This window comes from Mycobacterium sp. JS623 (genome assembly GCF_000328565.1).
Taxonomy (GTDB): domain Bacteria; phylum Actinomycetota; class Actinomycetes; order Mycobacteriales; family Mycobacteriaceae; genus Mycobacterium.
In genome coordinates this window covers 4,259,757-4,276,761 of record NC_019966.1, presented here as the reverse complement: position 1 = coordinate 4,276,761, position 17,005 = coordinate 4,259,757, and the positions used below count along the sequence as shown (strand labels likewise).

Annotated in this window: 15 protein-coding genes; 7 read left to right on the top strand and 8 right to left on the bottom strand. The window is 62.6% G+C overall.

Going from position 1 to position 17,005, the window contains the following annotated elements:
• Positions 1 to 25 precede the first annotated feature (25 nt).
• Positions 26 to 1,447: a dihydrolipoyl dehydrogenase family protein gene (locus MYCSM_RS20945; RefSeq protein ID WP_015308168.1), complete on the top strand. Its 1,422-nt coding sequence runs from the start codon at positions 26 to 28 to the stop codon at positions 1,445 to 1,447.
• Between the two features lie 370 nt (positions 1,448 to 1,817).
• On the opposite strand, the gene MYCSM_RS20940 is transcribed toward MYCSM_RS20945, so the two are convergent.
• Positions 1,818 to 2,519, bottom strand: coding sequence for a response regulator (locus tag MYCSM_RS20940; protein WP_015308167.1), 702 nt, complete (start codon positions 2,517 to 2,519; stop codon positions 1,818 to 1,820).
• Between the two features lie 438 nt (positions 2,520 to 2,957).
• Here MYCSM_RS20940 and MYCSM_RS20935 point away from each other — a divergent pair, with 438 nt between their 5' ends.
• Positions 2,958 to 3,701, top strand: coding sequence for an enoyl-CoA hydratase-related protein (locus tag MYCSM_RS20935; protein ID WP_015308166.1), 744 nt, complete (start codon positions 2,958 to 2,960; stop codon positions 3,699 to 3,701).
• A gap of 125 nt (positions 3,702 to 3,826) precedes the next feature.
• A complete protein-coding gene (locus MYCSM_RS20930; protein WP_015308165.1) occupies positions 3,827 to 4,639 on the top strand; it encodes an SGNH/GDSL hydrolase family protein in 813 nt (270 codons plus the stop codon).
• 131 nt (positions 4,640 to 4,770) lie between these two features.
• Here MYCSM_RS20930 and MYCSM_RS20925 read toward each other — a convergent pair whose 3' ends face one another.
• Positions 4,771 to 5,382, bottom strand: a complete 612-nt coding sequence (locus MYCSM_RS20925; protein WP_015308164.1) for a sigma-70 family RNA polymerase sigma factor — start codon at positions 5,380 to 5,382, stop codon at positions 4,771 to 4,773.
• 713 nt (positions 5,383 to 6,095) lie between these two features.
• Between MYCSM_RS20925 and MYCSM_RS20920 the strand changes: the two genes are divergently transcribed.
• Complete coding sequence (locus tag MYCSM_RS20920) at positions 6,096 to 6,821, top strand: TetR/AcrR family transcriptional regulator (RefSeq protein WP_015308162.1); 726 nt, start codon at positions 6,096 to 6,098, stop codon at positions 6,819 to 6,821.
• A gap of 134 nt (positions 6,822 to 6,955) precedes the next feature.
• Here MYCSM_RS20920 and MYCSM_RS20915 read toward each other — a convergent pair whose 3' ends face one another.
• The 5 genes from MYCSM_RS20915 to MYCSM_RS20895 form a co-directional block, all read right to left on the bottom strand.
• A complete protein-coding gene (locus MYCSM_RS20915; protein WP_015308161.1) occupies positions 6,956 to 7,450 on the bottom strand; it encodes an MPT63 family protein in 495 nt (164 codons plus the stop codon).
• A gap of 657 nt (positions 7,451 to 8,107) precedes the next feature.
• Positions 8,108 to 8,977 carry a 3-hydroxyacyl-CoA dehydrogenase family protein gene (locus MYCSM_RS20910; protein WP_015308160.1) on the bottom strand — a complete coding sequence of 290 codons (870 nt, stop codon included), beginning with the start codon at positions 8,975 to 8,977 and terminating at the stop codon, positions 8,108 to 8,110.
• A 6-nt stretch (positions 8,978 to 8,983) separates the two neighbouring features.
• The gene (locus tag MYCSM_RS20905; protein WP_335337495.1) at positions 8,984 to 9,901 is read right to left on the bottom strand and encodes a hypothetical protein; all 918 of its coding nucleotides are present in this window, start codon (positions 9,899 to 9,901) and stop codon (positions 8,984 to 8,986) included.
• A 358-nt stretch (positions 9,902 to 10,259) separates the two neighbouring features.
• Positions 10,260 to 10,778 carry an NAD(P)H-dependent oxidoreductase gene (locus MYCSM_RS20900; protein ID WP_015308158.1) on the bottom strand — a complete coding sequence of 173 codons (519 nt, stop codon included), beginning with the start codon at positions 10,776 to 10,778 and terminating at the stop codon, positions 10,260 to 10,262.
• A gap of 220 nt (positions 10,779 to 10,998) precedes the next feature.
• Complete coding sequence (locus tag MYCSM_RS20895; protein WP_015308157.1) at positions 10,999 to 11,580, bottom strand: NADPH-dependent FMN reductase; 582 nt, start codon at positions 11,578 to 11,580, stop codon at positions 10,999 to 11,001.
• Between the two features lie 471 nt (positions 11,581 to 12,051).
• Here MYCSM_RS20895 and MYCSM_RS35320 point away from each other — a divergent pair, with 471 nt between their 5' ends.
• The gene (locus MYCSM_RS35320; RefSeq protein ID WP_015308156.1) at positions 12,052 to 12,933 is read left to right on the top strand and encodes an esterase/lipase family protein; all 882 of its coding nucleotides are present in this window, start codon (positions 12,052 to 12,054) and stop codon (positions 12,931 to 12,933) included.
• 153 nt (positions 12,934 to 13,086) lie between these two features.
• Here MYCSM_RS35320 and MYCSM_RS20885 read toward each other — a convergent pair whose 3' ends face one another.
• Positions 13,087 to 13,776, bottom strand: coding sequence for a TetR/AcrR family transcriptional regulator (locus tag MYCSM_RS20885; RefSeq protein WP_015308155.1), 690 nt, complete (start codon positions 13,774 to 13,776; stop codon positions 13,087 to 13,089).
• Between the two features lie 411 nt (positions 13,777 to 14,187).
• Here MYCSM_RS20885 and MYCSM_RS20880 point away from each other — a divergent pair, with 411 nt between their 5' ends.
• Positions 14,188 to 15,432 (top strand): CaiB/BaiF CoA transferase family protein, encoded by a 1,245-nt coding sequence (locus tag MYCSM_RS20880; RefSeq protein ID WP_015308154.1) that lies wholly within the window; start codon positions 14,188 to 14,190, stop codon positions 15,430 to 15,432.
• 175 nt (positions 15,433 to 15,607) lie between these two features.
• On the top strand, positions 15,608 to 16,885 hold the full coding sequence (locus MYCSM_RS20875; protein ID WP_015308153.1) for a GAF domain-containing sensor histidine kinase: 1,278 nt from the start codon (positions 15,608 to 15,610) through the stop codon (positions 16,883 to 16,885).
• The last annotated feature ends 120 nt before the right edge of the window (positions 16,886 to 17,005 follow it).

Below are 17,005 nucleotides of genomic sequence, written 5' to 3'. Positions count from 1 at the left end.
CAATCACTAAAGGAGTGGAGAAGTAATGTCGTCTAAAGTGGATGTCGTTGTTATAGGCGCGGGGCCGGCGGGCGCGATGGCCGCGGCCCGAGCTGTTGAACTAGGTGCTTCTACGGCTTTGGTCACGCAGAACGACTTCGGCGGTATGGCCGCCAACGATGGGCCAGTTCCTGTACGCACGCTGGCGCATACCGCACGGCTCATGCGCGACGCGCGACAATTGGGTCGCTACGGTGTGACGATTGATGAACCCGTACTGGATTACTCGCGGATGCTTGAACGAGTCGGTGAAGTTGTCACCGACGTTCGTACGGTCTCGTCCTTGCCGAAGCAAATTGAGTCACGCGGAGCGACTGTCTACGAAAACGCCGGGCGCGCGAGCTTTGTCGACTCACACACGATCGTTACTGAGACGGGGCTGCATCTTCAGGGTGATAAGATTATCCTCTGCACCGGCGGGGTGAGTAAAAGCCTTCCAATCCCGGGCTTCGAATGTACAAGCACCCACAGTGACGCGTGGGGATTGACCAGTGTCCCACCGTCGATCATAATCGTTGGCGCTGGGGCGACGGGGGCTCAAGTGGCCTCGATCTTCAACACCTTCGGTTCACATATCGACCTGTTTGAAGCGACCCCTCATATCCTGCCAACCGAGGACGACGATGTCGCGGCCGCAGTAGCAGACGCCTTCCGGCAGGGGGGCATCGAGGTGCACGAGAAGTTCGGCGCCATCGAGTCTTTCGAAAAAACACCCAACGGTGTGCGGATGACGTTCAGTAAAGACGATCAGCGTCATACGGTCGAGGCGACACTTGCCGTCGTGGCGGTCGGCTGGGCGGCCGACACCCAGACGCTGAACCTGGCAGCTGCCGGCGTCGACGTCACGGAGCGTGGCTTTTTGAAGGTGAACGGGTATCTACAGACGACGGTGCCTCATATTTTCGCCGCCGGCGATGTGACGGGACGTGTCATGCTCGCGTCGGAGGGGCTTCGGGACGGCTTCGTCGCCGCTACCAATGCCTTGCAGGACTCGGTATTGCCGGTATCCGACCACGTGATTCCAGCTGGCAGCTTCACAGATCCCGAATATGCGTCGGTGGGTCTTACGGAAAGGAAGGCGCGCGAATCTCACGACGTCGTAACAGCGGTCGTGGATTTCGGCACCGTCACGCGAGCTATTATTGACGGGCAAACCTTCGGATTTTGCAAGCTGATTGTCGACCGCAAGACGACGGAGATATTGGGCTGCCACGTCGTTGGCGAGCGAGCTGTTGACATTGTGCAGGTCGCGTCCGTCGCGCTTGCAGCGGGAATGCGCCGAGTCGATGATCTTGCCCGCGTTGCGATCTCGTTTCCCAGTTACGCTCACATACTGATCAACGCGGCGGTCAAGGCAGCACTGCAGCTGAACCTGGACGTAGGGTGGCATGCTCACGAGGCGTCGTGATATTTAGTCGGCCTCCTCGATGGCGTGCCAGGGCTTTCGGGGTCATATGCGGTCGAACCTGCACCTGCCATTGACTATCTCAGCCTGTGCGTTTCCGCCGGGCTGCGTCGCCCGTAACCCCGGCTCGGCTCAAATGCATTGCGGAACAGGATATTACGGAAGAACTCAAAACTTGGTCAGCCTGAATGCGTCCCGATTCACCGAGCACCGAGGGCGCAAGGCGGACGCCAGTGGCATTCATCCGGCACATCGTCTGGTGCCCGGACCAGCGACAATCGTTGGCGGATCGGGGATCTTCGCCGGGAAACGTCGACTCGAACAACGCATTTGATTCGCCATCCATCGCCAGCGGCGACATGCCATGGCAGTCTCAGCCGGCTTTGAGGTAGGTGATTACCGCACAAACCCGGCGGTGGTCGTCGTCAGCTAACGGTAGTTCCAGCTTGGTCAAAATGTTGCGGATGTGCTTCTCGACGGTGGCTTCAGCGAGCCAGAGCCGGCGCGCGATACCGGCGTTCGAACGACCCTCGGCCATCAAAGCAAGAACCTGCTGTTCGCGCGGGCTCAACGCTTCGAGCGGGTCTTCATGTTGACGCCGGTTTACCAGCTGCCTCACCAATGATGGATCCACGACCGAGGCACCCTTGGCGATCCGCTCGAGAGCATCGATGAAATCGCTGACGTCGGCGACGCGGCTCTTGAGCAGATAGCCCATCCCGGATCCATTGGCCATCAATTCCATCGCACGGTCTACGTCGACGTGCGCCGAGAGCACCAGGATGCCGGTCTTGGGCAGCTCATCGCGGATGATCCGAGCCGCATCGAGGCCCTCCGTCGTTTCAGTCGGCGGCATCCGGATGTCAACAACCACGACGTCGGGTTTGAGCGCATTCACCTGCGATAGCAGTTCCGGTTTGCTGCCCGCCCGGCCAACAACGTCGAAACCTGAACGCACGAGCAAGCTGCACAACCCCTCGCGGAGCAGCACTTCGTCCTCGGCCACGACAACGCGCAGCGCTCGCACGTTCGATTTTCCGGTGGTGTCCCGGGGGTTGGTCGTTTCGACATGCATGACGGCTCCTTCGACTTGCGCACAAACGCGGTGGAGCCATCTTGCACCCCTGACAGCTGTCAATACAGCCATCAGAGAGGAGTTTTACCGCTGACCGGTATGCCAAATTGCAGTTGGCAGCAGTGGGCATGGGTGCCAGCACAACCTACACCGTGGGCGGGCCGCCCAGTGCGCGGTCAAGACAACGTGCCGTCCGCAAGCGTACTGATGCATTCAAGTCAGGTCCACCCTCGCCGGGATGCCGACTTTGTTCGTCGACAGCACGCGGGTGGTTTCACATGTGCGGCCCGCGGCGGCAGTGGCGTTGCTGCTACCGCCAAATCTCGCTGCACCTTGGCGCAGTAGCTTTCCCGGTCAGCCGCCATGGCACGGAGAGCGCCGAGTTCTACGGTGAAGCCAGGACAGATGCCGATTCCAGCACCAAGTTAGGAACATGACGTGACCATTCGGATCGACGAACCCTCGGACGGCGTGCGACTGCTGACCATCGATCGGCCGAAGCGCCGCAATGCCATCGACTTCGCGACCTACCGCGCGTTGACCGTCGCGATTGACGACGCCGATCACGATCCCAATGTTCGCTGCTGTGTGCTCACCGGCGCCGGCAACGTGTTCACCAGTGGCAACGACCTTTCGGACTTTCAGCAACCCCAGGGATCGGGTCCCGGCGAGGACGCCGCTGTTTTCCTGCACACGTTGGTTGGCGTCGCCAAGCCACTCGTCGCCGCCGTCGAGGGATTCGCGGTTGGCGTCGGTTCGACGATGCTGCTGCATTTTGACCTGGCATTCGCCGGTAGAAGTACTCAGTTCCGGCTGCCTTTCGTCGATTTGGGGCTCTGCCCGGAGGGTGGTTCGAGTTACTTGCTTCCCCAGGTTGCAGGACTCAAACGTGCGAGCGAACTGCTGATGCTGTCGGAGAAATTCGATGCCCAGACCGCCGCCGACGCCGGGCTGGTCAACGCCGTCGTCGATGATGGCGGCGCCTTGGACGCCGCACTGGACCGAGCCCGCGCGCTGGCCGCAGCGCCGCCCGAATCGGTGCGGCTGGCGAAAATGCTGCTTCGGCAACCGCATCGAGAGGCTGTCGCGCGGGCCATCGACACCGAGGCGGATCACTTCATCGAGCGATTAGGGTCAACGGAGGCACAGGCCGCGTTCGGCCGTTTCTTCGCCGCCAAATGACCGGCGCCAGGAGTCAATACCTGTTGGTGGGCAACAAAGCTGGGTGTCATCCGTCATGACACGGCGGAGATAGCGCGCGATTCTGGAATTACCACGAAGAGACGCATTTCGCGCGAGGGGGCATCATGACCGGTCGCTACGTCGCACTCGGAAGCGCGATGGCGGCTGGACCCGGCATTGCGCCCCGCGTCACCGGCTCGCCATTCCTGGCGTTTCGTTCGGCACGCAATTACCCCCACCTGTTGGCAGAATCGCTCAGCCTTGATCTGGTGGACGTGACTTACGCCGGTGCGACAACGGCCCATGTGCTGTACGAAAAGCAGAACGGCACACCGCCGCAGACAACGGTGCTCAACGGGTCCGAATCATTGGTAACGGTGACAATCGGCCACAATGATGTGGGCTACATGCAGCTGTTGACCTCCGCATACTTCCCGCATGCCGTGCGCAGCATGCCGATCATCGGCGACCGGTTGCGGGACCTGCACGACTATCGTGCCCGCAACCGGGCGCTGGCCATGGTGGCTGAAGCACTCATCGAGGTCGGAAGCATGCTTCGGCGATTGGCGCCACAGGCCCGCATATTCTTCATCGACTGTCTAACGCTCTTGCCCGACCGCGGCTTCGACGCGCCACCGCTGTCGCGATCCGACGTCGACCTGGGTCGCCACGTCGCCGAAACTCTCGAACGCCACACCGCCGAAGCTGCGGCGGAAACGGGATGTGAGATCGTCAGAGCGGGTGCGGCAAGCCGTAGTCATCACGCCTGGTCGCCGGATCCATGGACGACGAAAGGCGCTGTGCCGCTGCCTGGTCGGCTATCCCCATTTCAACCCAACGCCGCCGGGCTGAGAGCCATCGCCGATCTTGTCGTAGCGCAGGTCGGCAAGCAGGCGCCGTCATGGTCCGGCCAATCCGAGCGGCGTGCGTCGTCATGATGACAGCGCCGCAAGGCGTTTGACCACTGCGGGATGCACACCCGTGAACCTACAGATGGTGTGATCATGCCTGCACATCAAGGCAGCAGTCACCGCTGTCGGGGGCATCCGAACACGAAATGGCGGCGACTTTACACGGTCGTGTCGTGGGTTTCCTCGGCCACGTCGAATCCTCGCTCCCTGGCGAGGTCGGCCAGTCGGCGGCGCAGTTGCCGTCGACCTCGGTGCAGCCGGGACATCACCGTTCCCAGAGGCGCATCGGTGAGGTCGGCGATCTGGCTGCAACCGTAACCCACGACATCGGCGTAATAGACCGCGGTACGGAACTTGTCGGGAAGGGCCTGCATTGCCGATCTGATGTCCTCATCGGGCAGCAGCTCCAGTAGCTGGTCCTCCGCCGATCGCCGGCCCGTCGGGGACCGTTGAGCCGCGACAGCCAGCTGCACCTCGGTGAATTGGTCGATCGGATACAGGGCCGGTTGCCGCTGCTTGGCGCGGTAGCCGTTGATATGGGTGTTGGTCATAATCCGGTGTAGCCATGCGTTCAGGTAACTGCCCTCGTGGAACGTGCGAAACGCCCTGTACGCCTTGAACATAGTCTCCTGTATAAGGTCCTCCGCGTCTGCGCGACTATTCGTGATCCGCAGCGCTCGCTGGTAAAGCCCGGGGATCAATGGAGTTACGTCGCGTTCAAAGCGCAGACACAGCTTCCCATCGGTCGCATCGCCAACGGTAGCGGTCATGATTGGACTCCGCCGCTGGCATACCCACTAACTGAGCCATCGCGTCCAAGCACGGCAGAAATGCAGAAGTCGTGATTCATCTTCGCCACCGATTCCCTTCATGAGCAAAAGCATTAATTGCATTGGCCGAGTGCGGGTTTAGGACGCACGCCGCTGTGGTCATGCTCCTAGGTTCGCTGTTCAACTGAGCACGTGTCGTCGGCGCTACTGCCCAATATGGCTGCCTATAAACGCATTAAGTTGTCTGGCCAGCGTGACTGCGGCTCGCCTGGTTGGCACTCAAGACGGGCGCGCGAAGAAAGCAGCGCTGTGTCGGCACCCTTCCGCCCGCGGGCATTGCCGGTTAGCCGGTACTTCCGCCTTCCTGCGGCCCGGAGGGTAGTTGAGGGGTTTAGGCAGTACTGTTAGGGGTTAGCAACGGCGACACGGGGCTCCCCGAACGATCATGGTGGTAAACGTGATCGGACAATTCGGATGACCGTCGACCGGAATCGTCACTGATGGCGCTTTCGTTGCGAGATGATCCGATAGCCACCCGTCCGCTGACTGAGGACGCGGGGCCGCCGACCATCGTGGCTTTACGACGACCCGACAACCGGGCGGACGAATATGCGTAATATCCGTGCGCGACTGGTGATCTGGATCGCGACGAGGATCGTCTTGATGATCGATCGCAGTCTCGAACTGCCTCAGCAACTCGACGAGATCTGATAGTGGTAGAGAAAGGACACGCGGCGGCTCGCCGTGGTCGACGGCAACGAGCACGGCGCGGCGCGGGCGATCAACTGAGAGAAGAGATCCTCGATGCCGCGACTGATCTGCTCCTACAAACAGGCAGCGAGAAAGCGGTCTCCATCCGGTCGGTGGCCCAACGCGTGAGGGTCACCCCTCCGTCGGTCTATCTGCACTTCCCGGCCAAAGACGAGTTATTAAACGCCGTGTGCGCCAGACAACTGGAACGCCTCGGCGAAGTGATGCTGCGGGCCGCCACCGGGCACGCGTCGGCAATTGAGGGGTTAAGCGCCCAAGGGCGGGCCTATGTGCGGTGGGCTGTGGACAACCCCGAGCTGTATCGCATCGCCCTCATGGGCAGAGGCCGACCCGGCAACGACGTCGACAGAGCCTTGACGAGTTGCGTTTTTGCATACCTGTGCACCGAGGTCCAAAAGCTGATGACCGAAGGCACCTACCCGCAAGGCGATCCCGCGGCTATCGCCCTCGAGCTGTGGGCCGCAGCGCACGGGGCCGCATCTCTTCTTGTATCGCGACCCTACTTGCCATGCGGTGACATCGACGATTTCGCTGACCGCGTCATGACGGCCGCATGCTGGGGTCACATCATGACGCCAGGTGCGGCGTCGCACACGACCCGACATGGCTGGGGCTTGCCGAGCATCGGCGAAGGCACCCAAGCGCGGTCACCGCATTGGGAGACGTAAAGCTAGATGCAACACTGTATTTAAGCCACAGCAGATGTACGGGTGAAGCACCCAAACGCCCCGTGCTGAAGAAGGTTAGCAGTTCGGCTTCTCGCACGGGGCGGCCTGGTCCTATCTCGCCGGACGGCGGGGTTCTACTTGACCCAGATGAGAAGGTCTTGAACTCCGTCGTTGTACACGACGCTGTTGGGGTCGGTTGCCGTCACGTCGAAGTACAGCTTGCCGGTCGTGCTGCCACCCTGGGCCAGCGTCGACGGGTTTACGCCCTTCTCCAGCGCGACGTTCCAGATAACCCGATAGTTGTCCCCGTTGGCCGCACGGGAGTTCATGTCGGGAATGATGGGCGTGACAGTGCCCCTGATGGCCGTGTCGGTAGCGGATGCCTCCCATAGCCGGCCTTGCACTGGAAACGGGATGACGTCGCTGCTCGGCCGCAGATTGGTGACCGTCCAACCCTGCACGACCGCGCCACCCGCATCCACCAGTGTTCCCTGGCTGCCGAACTTCCCGACGGTGGGACCTTGGCCATCGAAGGGCCACCACGCCGACGCCGTCGGTGCACTGATAGAGGCTGTCGCCACCAACGCTGCGGCGGCCACGCCGGCCGCTCGGCGGTTCGTTACTCTCATGATTTTCCTCGCTGTCTTTCCTTCGGGGCCGCGGTGGCCGTCACAGCAAACGGCGCACCGTAGCCAGATTCAATGGCGTAGGCCCTCCTGACGGACGGCCGGTTGACGATCCCAAATTTAATGGCCAATCAAACCGATGTCGGTAACGCTGGCCACCAACAATGCCTGCGCTCGAATTACCAATTGTTATGGCCTGCAGGTACTGTCGGGTTGTCTATTTGGCTGCACGCTTCGGGTAAGGGCAGAGAGTAGCTACGGCTATCGATCTGCCATGCAACGAAGAACACTGGTTTATCGCGCGCAGTCATTTCAGCCGCGCGAGCCTACGTAGCCGAGCGACGAATTCGGCGACCGACCTTGTGCATTCGACACATGGACAGCTCGTCCTCTGTAGAGGACGAATACTGGTAGAGATTCGGGAGGCGGGGTGCAGGAGGGCCACCGCACGTCAACGAAGACGAATAACCGCCGTAGCCAGGACACACGCTGCACACGCAGCCAGGGCGGACTTGCCCATCACAACTATTGCCGATGGTTGGCTTTCCTCGGATCTTGTAGTGGAGCCCAAAGGTCATGCCCGCCAGGGTATTTACTACGTCTACGACGAAAAAGGCGTCGCGGGAGAGGGATTCGCCACTGCCATCGTTACGTTTCGTTTCAGAGTGTGGGGTGCTTGTAGAAGCCTTCTCCGGTCTTCACACCGAGCTTGCCGACGTCGACGTAGGTGTGCAGCAGCTCCCGCGGCCCAGTGGGTAGGTGTGGGTTGTCTTCGGCGTAGTGGTTTTCGATGTCGAGGACCACGTCCAGGCCCACCTGGTCCATCATCTGGAAAGGCCCAACGGGCATGTGCCAGTTGAGCTTGAACATTGCGTCGACGTCCTGCGGGCGGGCCACACCTTCGGCGACTACGGCCAGCGACTCGCGTTTGATGGCTGCCCAGATACGGTTGAAGATGAATCCGACACTTTCACGTCGTGCTTCAAAGGGATGGATGTCGAATTCGGGCAGCACGGTGAGCAGGGTGTCGAGCGCATCCCGGTCGGTTTGGCCGTCAGACATCAGATCCACGGCGTTGGACTCCGGCGGCATGTAGAAGTGCACGTTGCAGAGGCGAGACTTGTCCCGAACCTCGTCGGTCATCAGCCGTGACGGATACGACGATGAGTTGGTGGCGAAGATGGTGTCCGCCGGAGCAGCGTCATCAATCTGCCCCCAGAGCGGAATTTTTATCTCCAGTTTTTCCGGGACCGCCTCGACGACGAGCCAGGCGTCGTCGAGCGCCTCGGTGACGGATGCCGCGGGTTTGACGACACCCACGTCGCCAGACCCCCGCTTGTCCACCACCTCCGGCAGAGCCTGAGCCACGTATTCGACTGCGGCCGTTACCTGCTGGGCGCTTGGGTCGTGCATCCGCACCGTCCCGCCGCGGGACGCGAACATCAGCGCGATGCGCCGGCCCAGGGTCCCCGCCCCGATCACCGCCACGGGACGATTCCTGATGTCGGCGAAGGTATGCGCGTACGACATCGTGCCTCAGCTCGCCTCGTCAGTCAGCCCGGCCAGCCCGGAAAGTTTCTCGCCCAAATCGACGAACACGCGGGGACCGTCGAAACCAACCGCCGCCTCAGAGATCGGAACTGCGTGGATGTGCCCGCCGAGGTCCCCGACATACGCCACGCCGGCGTCGCAGTCCACGGCCATGCCGATGGCTTCCTCGAAACCGTCGGCGAGGATCTCCGGCGCGGCACCGGTGGCCCCGGCAGCGGGGATCGGCGCGCGGTTGAGCGTGTTACCGGCCGGCGGGTCTCCGCGGTCGGTCCAATACACCCAGTCGCCCTTGATTTCCAGATCGATCGGCTCCGGAAGACCGTCCCACAGCACCTCGATGTCCGTACGGTTAGCGGCTGTCTGGCCGGCCGGAATCTCGAGGCCGGCGCGGAAGATCCTGCCCTTACCGCCGTTCGCCGGCCCCTTCTGCGTCCAGTACAGGTGGCCGCGGGCGGGGTCTACCGCGACGCCCACGCACTCCTGCAGCCAAGTGTCGTCGGGGGTATTCACTACCAGGTCGGTCAGGCCGGTGCCGTCGACGCGGACCCGGCTCACCCGGCAGCCCTCCCGGTCGCCCCAGTACAGCGTCCCGGCACCGTCGGACGTCAACTGCTTGCCGGTGGTGATCGCCCCGGTCGGGACCACATCGTGGGCGCCCGAACCGTCGAGCCCCACCGCATGCAAGCCGCCGTTGCGGGCCGAGAAGTCGTAGCCATCGTCGGCGGTTGGGTCAGGCGTGGGCACGCCCATCGTGGTCCAGTAGACGATGCCGTTCTCCACGACCACACCGTCCGGTTCCGGTCCCGCCTTTTCGCATAGCTTCTCCACGTGACCGCCCGGAATATCGACCCGGTAGATCTTGCCGGACAAGAGACCCAGCACTATCAGTTGCTTGAACATCATGCTCCTATCTGCTGTTTGAGGGTGGACCGATGGCGCCGCCACCGGCGCTCCAATCGGCCAGGCACAGGGCCGCCAATACAACGATCGCTGCTCGCGGCGGTGTTGTCGTCACCGCTAGCGACCAACCTCACTACTGACTACCGCGTAGCTGTTGTGACCATGGGGCGCAATAAACACGACGCCGCTGCCGCTGCGTGGTTGGACGCATCGGAGATCATCGAGGCCAGTCTCGGGTTGGTGCGCTCGCCCACCCAAGCGGAAGCCGGTAACGGCCGGCGGCGTACCGGCCGCGTGGGTGACGCGTTGCCCACACGCGGGGAAGGGCGGGGTGTAGCCCGATAGCCGGAACTTCGTCGGTTCAGCCGGCCGCCGAGTCGGCAGCTTCGAAAACGATTGGAACTCTGGAAACTTCGGCTGCGAGCCGACATACCAGTTCCCCAAGGTCAGCGACTGCGATCTTCTCGATGACATGCGAAGCGTTGCGGCCCGTAGGATGTGACCACACCCCAACGAATCCGCCGACTGCGCCGCCAACCACCGCAACTGGCTTATCCTGCAGTTCGCCGGTACCAGGCTGGGTCAGCCAGTCGATAGCATTGCGCAATGCAGCGCTGCGGGTGCCGTACACCGACGATACGATCAGCACCGCGTGGGCCTCGGCAGCGGCGGCCCGCAGGGCGGCAACCGAGTCCGGCAACTCGGCGCTATCGATGTCCTCGCGGTAGATCGGGATGCAGCCAAGTTCACCGACCATCAGCTTGATTCCGTTCGCCGCCATCTGGACTGGCAGCTTCAGCAGCTGCCGGTGTACGGTCCCTGTCCGGTTGCCGACCAACGCCAGTACCTTGATGTCCGCTCCATTCGAGAACACATTCATGGCATTCAACACTCGTGCATTCGCAAGCCGATGTCGCCAGGGCTGACCTCTAAATTTCCCACCCGGGTGCCCGGTAATCTTGTTGCGGGGCAAGAAGCGTTCAGTATCCCCGTCGAGTGTCAATAGCGCGCTGGCCGGTTCCCTTGCGCGCCAAGGGCATTAACACGCCGATCTGGCATCAGCCGGACCGCGACACCCGGGTCGAGATGGTCCTGCGTGGTCAGCTCGCTTGACTGTCAGGCGTCAGCACCGTGTGAGCACGGGACACGAATACCCCGAACGCTTCGATGAATTCGCGTAAGAACTGCTCGGTTCCTTTGTCGGTGACCGCGCCGTCCTCGGTGATCAAGCCGGGCGTGAACTGGAGGTAGCCTTCGGGCGCCTTCATCGATGGCGAGTTGCAGAAGCTGAGCACATTTTGCAGATTCTGCTGGCCGACAGCGGTTCCGATCTTGCCCGGCGAGGTGCCGATCACTGCTGAGGGCTTATCTGTCAATGAGTTCGTCCCGTATGGGCGGCTGGCCCAGTCGATAGCGTTCTTCAAGCCACCGGGGATACCTCGGTTGTACTCAGGGGTCACAAACAGCACCGCATCCACCGCCGCGATCGCATCCTTGAGTGCCCGGCCCTGCGGGGGGTAATCGGTGTCGAAGTCGTAGTTATACAACGGAAGGTCCCGTATCGGGATCTCCACGAATGTCAGATTCTGTGGCGCCAATCTGATCAGCGCCTTGGCCAGCAAGCGATTGATCGACTTGGTCGAAAGGCTGCCCACGATGTAGCCAACCCGGTAGCCGCTCATAGGATTACCCGCTTCCGCTCAGTCAACATGGTTATTGCGAACCTTCTGTACCTCGGTAGGACTTCAAGTTTCGCGGTGTTACACGAAGGTGTCATGACGGTTGACCCTCCCAACACCCCCCGGCTATCCGTCAGTCCGAGGTGTCGGTGAGACGGCGGAAATGGTGTGAATCGCATACCGGAACGTGCCCGATAGGCCGGCCGGCATTTGGCTTGTCCTGGGTATGCGCAGTCGACCAGTCCAGCCGGACTGCACTGGGGCCACGCGTTACAGTGCGAAATACGTTGTGCCCATGGAGGTTAGAGCGACTGTGACGCACAGCGGCCGAAATGGATACGAGTGTTGGCTGCGGGCCACCACGTAGGTGGGGTCACGTGTCTGCCGTCATACCAGATGACCGCTGGCGCTGAGGACAGCGGCCGCCCAACCCGCCACCCTCGAAGGGGCATGGATCGCGAAAGAGGGTGGGAGATGTCCAAACCGCAGCCGACGAGCAGGCAGCAAGACGAACCGGTGCACGGCTCGTCGAGGCGCGCAGAGCTGATGGCGGCCATGCGCGTACTTGTCGGCGCTCGCGCGGTGGTTGAGACTGCGGCGCGTGCCGCCCTGGTGCAGGCGACCGAGGTGGCGATGATGATGTCGGCTGCTGCCAATACATCACGATGCCTAGTCGGCGGCGGCTTGGAGCGAGCAAGCAGTCTTTCGCCGCAGATGCAGCCGTGCACCGCACCGTGGACATGTCCTGTGCTGCTCGTCCACGGCTTCGGCGGCACCAGGTCAAGCTGGTCGGTGGTGGCCCAAACCCTAAGTGCGCGAGGCCTGAGTGTGTACGCAGTGGCCTATGCGCCGTTCGGAGTGTCCGTGGCGCGGCTCGCTGACGAGCTTGTCGCCGAGGTGGGGGAGATCCTGTCTCGGACCGGTGCAGCCAAGGTGCATCTGGTCGGACATAGTCTGGGCGGGGTCGTCATCGCGCAGGCAATCGCAGACGGTGGACTCGACGGGCTGGTCGATACGGTGGTTACCCTGGGTTCGCCGTTCGGCGGGTCACCCTTGGCGGACCTGCTTCCGTTCGGGGAAATCGTGCGGGCGCTCCGTCCGGGTTCGCAACTGTTGCAGCGGCTCGCATCCGCGCCGATGCCTGACGGTGTGCGGTGGCTGGCAGTGACGGCAGCGCTCGACATCATCGTGCCGGGCCTGCGGTCGGTGCCGAACCACGCCCAGGCGGAAACGATGAGGGTAACCGGCGTCGGCCACCTCGGGATGCTGCGAAGCAGCGAGGTCATCGAGCGCATAAGTGCTGCGTTATCCGCACGCGAGTCGGCCGCTGTCACAGAGATGCACAGCGCCTCTTGACAGTTCGCGGCGGCGGTAACCGACGAGGCCGAATCGTGTCGGTAGGTTTATCACGGTGGGCGCGTATGCATTCCACATGCTCACTGATCTGAATCGCTTGCCCGAAAAGGATGCAACCGGACTTCTCGGTTGCGAACGTGTCAAACGCGCTGGCTATTGGGGCGGGACGCCCGGTCCAGACGCCGGGCGCGGCACCAGCGTGTGCCAAATGAACTGCTTGCACACCCTGTGCGCGGCGACGAGGTCGACACAGTCCGGATTCACCAGGAATTGACTACCAATTCCGCGCAGCATGCCTACCAGCGCGGTCGCCACACCTTCGGGATCTACGTTGGACTTGATTGTCGCGCTGCGCTGTCCGGCCCGCACGATGCTCTGGATTCCTGTTCGAAAGGTGGCATCGATGCCGACGACCACCGGACGAAGTTCCGCGTCCGCAGTCAGGCCGGAGCTGCACAGTACGAAATAGGCGCGCGCCCTCTCCTCGTTTCGGCTTATCCACACGAAGTACGCGTCGACTGCACCGACCAAGGCGTCGAGCTCGTTTCCACCGTCAGTGGCTTCGGCGACGAAAAGGAATTCATGCAGATTACGCCGAAGCAAGCGGTCGGCCAGCGCAGCCTTCGAGCCGAAGTGGTGGGTGATCAGGCGGGGGCTGTAGCCGGCATCCCGGGAGATGTCGGCAAGAGAGGTTCGGTCGATGCCGCGGCGTGCGAACAACCGCGTGGCGGCCTCCAGCAACGCCTCTTCGGCCTGACTCCGTCGCTGCCGTTGACTTCGCCGCCCCGCGCCCGCCGACGGCGCCGCCCTCGTTGAGCCTTCTGGGAGTCCTACACCAGCCATTGCCACACCCTACGACTATCCAGGCGTGGTTGTAACCAGTGCATCCAGCCTCAGCTGCTGGTTTACAGCTGGCCGGGCACCACAGATTCCGGCTGGCAAGCAAACCTACTTCACCGATATGCAGCGGAGATGGGCGTCAGCGATCACGACATCGGATGGCCCTGGCAGCGAGTGTGGGAACCACGCGCAACCAACATGTCGGAAGGGATCAATCGATGGCGGAGATAACCCGTTCCGGTCCGTCGACCTGGGCACGATCGATCGAATCCGCGACCGTGCTGACGAGACCGCATGCCGCGGAGATCTTCTGAGCCATACACCGAAGTCAGCGGGAAGTGCAGCTGCAAACACCTCCCGTATTAACGGCACCAACCTGTGCCAATCACCACCACAACAACGAAGGAAAGACTTATGCCAAATGACAACATCTTCTCCGGTTTGAAGGTCGTCGATTTCGCGAGCTTCATCGCGGGTCCCGCCGCCGCCGTGATCTTGTCCGACTTTGGTGCCGACGTGGTCAAAGTGGAGCCGCCGTCTGGCGACATGTGGAGAATTGGGCATAAGCTGCCGCCCCAGCCGCAGTCGAACGACCCGTATACCTACCACATGGCCAATCGCAACAAGCGCGGCATCGCGCTTGATTTGAAATCTCCCGGCGCACAGCTGGTTCTGGAGCGGCTGGTCAAGTGGGCCGACGTTTTCATTGTCAACACGCCGCATCCCGCGCGCAAGCGGTTGAAACTCGAATACGACGATGTCGCGCAGTGGAATCCGAGTCTGATCTATGCCGATCTGACGGGCTATGGCGAACACGGCCCCGACGCTGACCTTCCAGGGTTCGACATCACGGCCTACTGGGCGCGTAGCGGGTTGTTGTCCATGACGCGCGACGCTGGCAACCCGCCGACGTGGCCGGCAGCTGGTAGCGGTGACAATGCGACCGCGATGGGGCTGTTTGCCGCGATTGTCACAGCGCTTTATCGTCGTGAGCGCACCGGCAAAGGGTCCTACGTCACGACGTCGCTGCTCGCCCAAGGTGTCTGGTCGGCAAGCGTTTTCATCCAGGCCGCACTGAACGAAGCGAAGTTCTATGGGCTGCACGACCGAAGCCACCCGGCCAACGCGGCTTTGAACGTGTACCGCGCGTCTGACGGCGCCTGGTTCGTTCTGATCATCACGCCGGACAAGCTGCCCGCGGTGGCCAAAGCAATTGGCCGTGAGGATCTCCTCACCGATCCGCGGTTCTCCGAGCCGGCTAAGCTGGCAGAGAACATGCCACAGCTGACCGGCATTCTCGATGAGATCTTCGGTTCGCAACCGATGCCGCATTGGCACGAAGTCTTCAGCGGTGTCCACGTCACGTTTGGCGCCGTACGGGATCCGCAGGAAGCCATCGCCGATCCGCAACTGCGGTTGAATGACATCATCGTTCCACTCGATGGCGCCGGAGATAATCTGAAATTGACAGTCAGCAGTCCGATACAAGTCCATGGCGTCACCAAGATCGCGGCCAGGCGCGCTAATGAAATCGGTGAACACAACGAAGAGGTGTTGACCGAAATCGGGTTCGGCGCAAAGGAGATTGACGGCTTGCGCGCGGAAGGCGTCATACCGGGGCAGGCAGAAGAGGTAGCGAAGAAACGCCGTCCTGCGTGATCAACGCGCGCCGGTCACACGACGATGCGCTTGGCGAGTAACTCGATTAGTCAGACGACAGCTGGAGATCGCGGGCTGTAGCGGTCTTCGGCGTCCCTTCGTACCGCGGAGATATCGCGTTGCAGGAAGCGATGGCTCGTTGCGGGCGACCCAACACTAAGGGCCGGAGTGATCCATGAGCGACCGCGTTGATGAACTCCCCATTGTCGAACAGCGAGCTGAAGGGCGTTCCGATGAGTGCATCTTCAGTGGTCATCTGTGCGCCGAGTATCGCCGGCTCATCGCCGAACAGGCGGCATTGCGTCGCCTCGCCGTGTTGGTCGCGCAGGGTGTAGAACCTGCGGGCGTGTTTGGCGCGGTGGCCGAGGAGATGCGACGATGCGTGCCCGCCGAGACCGCTGGATTGTGGCGCTTCGAGGCAGACGGCGACATGACGGTCGTGGCCGCCGCTGCGGATCCTGAGGCGGTAGCTCAATGGCCAGTGGGCACCCGAACTCCGATGGAAGGCAACACTTTGGCGTCAATGGTGCTGCGCACTGGTCGTCCGGCGCGGATGGACAGCTACGAGGACGTCGCCGGGGCCCTGGCGGCGCAAGTGCGTGCGGTGGGCGTGCGCGCGGCTGTCGGGGTGCCAATCGTCGTCGATGGCCGGGTGCGGGGACTCGCGGCCGTCGGTTCCACGTGTGGTGCCATGTCCGCCGACACCGAGGTGCGCATCACCCGTTTCGCTGAGCTGGCCGCCGCTGCGGTGGTGGCGGGGTATCGCGACGAGGAGAAACGACAGCTGCTGGCCGAGGCCTCCCAACGGTTGCATCGGGCCGCCGATCGTGAGCGCCGGCGCATCGAACGCGATGTGCATGACGGGGTCCAGCAGCATCTGGTCACCCTGACGCTGTCCGCGCTGGCCGCCGAAGCCTGCGCGCCGGCCGAACTGGGCGAGCTCAAAGATCAACTGTCGCGCATCGTGTCGGGATTGGCCGAGGTGTCGGTGGAGTTGCAGGAGATCTCGCGCGGCATCCCGCCGGCGATTCTGGCCAAGGGCGGACTGCCCGCCGCGCTGGCGCAGTTGGCGCGCCGCTGCCCGGTGCCGGTGGACCTGGACATCGCGCTGACGGCTACGCTGCCCCAACCCGTCCAGATCGCGGCCTACTATTTGGTGGCCGAGGCGCTGACCAACACCGCCAAACACGCCCACGCCGACACCATCGAGGTCCACCTCCACATCGACACCGACACTGGGGAATCCGGTGATGCGGTGCTGCGGGTGGTGGTGGTCGATGACGGCCGCGGCGGCGCGGACCCCCACGGTGGCTCCGGGTTGGTCGGGCTCAACGACCGGATACAAGCCCTGGGCGGGCGGCTGTGGCTGCACAGCCCCCCCGGCGCCGGCACCACCATCGACGCTGAACTCCCACTCACCCAACCCCCCACACCCCCGGGCTGGTCCGGCTAAGCACCCCGCTCCGCTACCCAAACAACACTCAACCCCACGCCAACCACGTTGGCCGGGAACACGACTCACGATCAACCGTGCGCCCAGCTATAGCCGGGGTAGTCCGCGTCTCCGCATCGC

Bases quoted from the DNA above. Each gene is read 5' to 3' on its own strand.
- MYCSM_RS20945 (WP_015308168.1), top strand. From the start codon at position 26: ATGTCGTCTAAAGTGGATGTCGTTGTTATAGGCGCGGGGCCGGCGGGC.
- MYCSM_RS20940 (WP_015308167.1), bottom strand. From the start codon at position 2,519: ATGCATGTCGAAACGACCAACCCCCGGGACACCACCGGAAAATCGAAC.
- MYCSM_RS20930 (WP_015308165.1), top strand. From the start codon at position 3,827: ATGACCGGTCGCTACGTCGCACTCGGAAGCGCGATGGCGGCTGGACCC.
- MYCSM_RS20925 (WP_015308164.1), bottom strand. From the start codon at position 5,382: ATGACCGCTACCGTTGGCGATGCGACCGATGGGAAGCTGTGTCTGCGC.
- MYCSM_RS20915 (WP_015308161.1), bottom strand. From the start codon at position 7,450: ATGAGAGTAACGAACCGCCGAGCGGCCGGCGTGGCCGCCGCAGCGTTG.
- MYCSM_RS20910 (WP_015308160.1), bottom strand. From the start codon at position 8,977: ATGTCGTACGCGCATACCTTCGCCGACATCAGGAATCGTCCCGTGGCG.
- MYCSM_RS20905 (WP_335337495.1), bottom strand. From the start codon at position 9,901: ATGATGTTCAAGCAACTGATAGTGCTGGGTCTCTTGTCCGGCAAGATC.
- MYCSM_RS20900 (WP_015308158.1), bottom strand. From the start codon at position 10,778: ATGAATGTGTTCTCGAATGGAGCGGACATCAAGGTACTGGCGTTGGTC.
- MYCSM_RS20895 (WP_015308157.1), bottom strand. From the start codon at position 11,580: ATGAGCGGCTACCGGGTTGGCTACATCGTGGGCAGCCTTTCGACCAAG.
- MYCSM_RS35320 (WP_015308156.1), top strand. From the start codon at position 12,052: ATGTCCAAACCGCAGCCGACGAGCAGGCAGCAAGACGAACCGGTGCAC.
- MYCSM_RS20885 (WP_015308155.1), bottom strand. From the start codon at position 13,776: ATGGCTGGTGTAGGACTCCCAGAAGGCTCAACGAGGGCGGCGCCGTCG.
- MYCSM_RS20880 (WP_015308154.1), top strand. From the start codon at position 14,188: ATGCCAAATGACAACATCTTCTCCGGTTTGAAGGTCGTCGATTTCGCG.
- MYCSM_RS20875 (WP_015308153.1), top strand. From the start codon at position 15,608: ATGAGCGACCGCGTTGATGAACTCCCCATTGTCGAACAGCGAGCTGAA.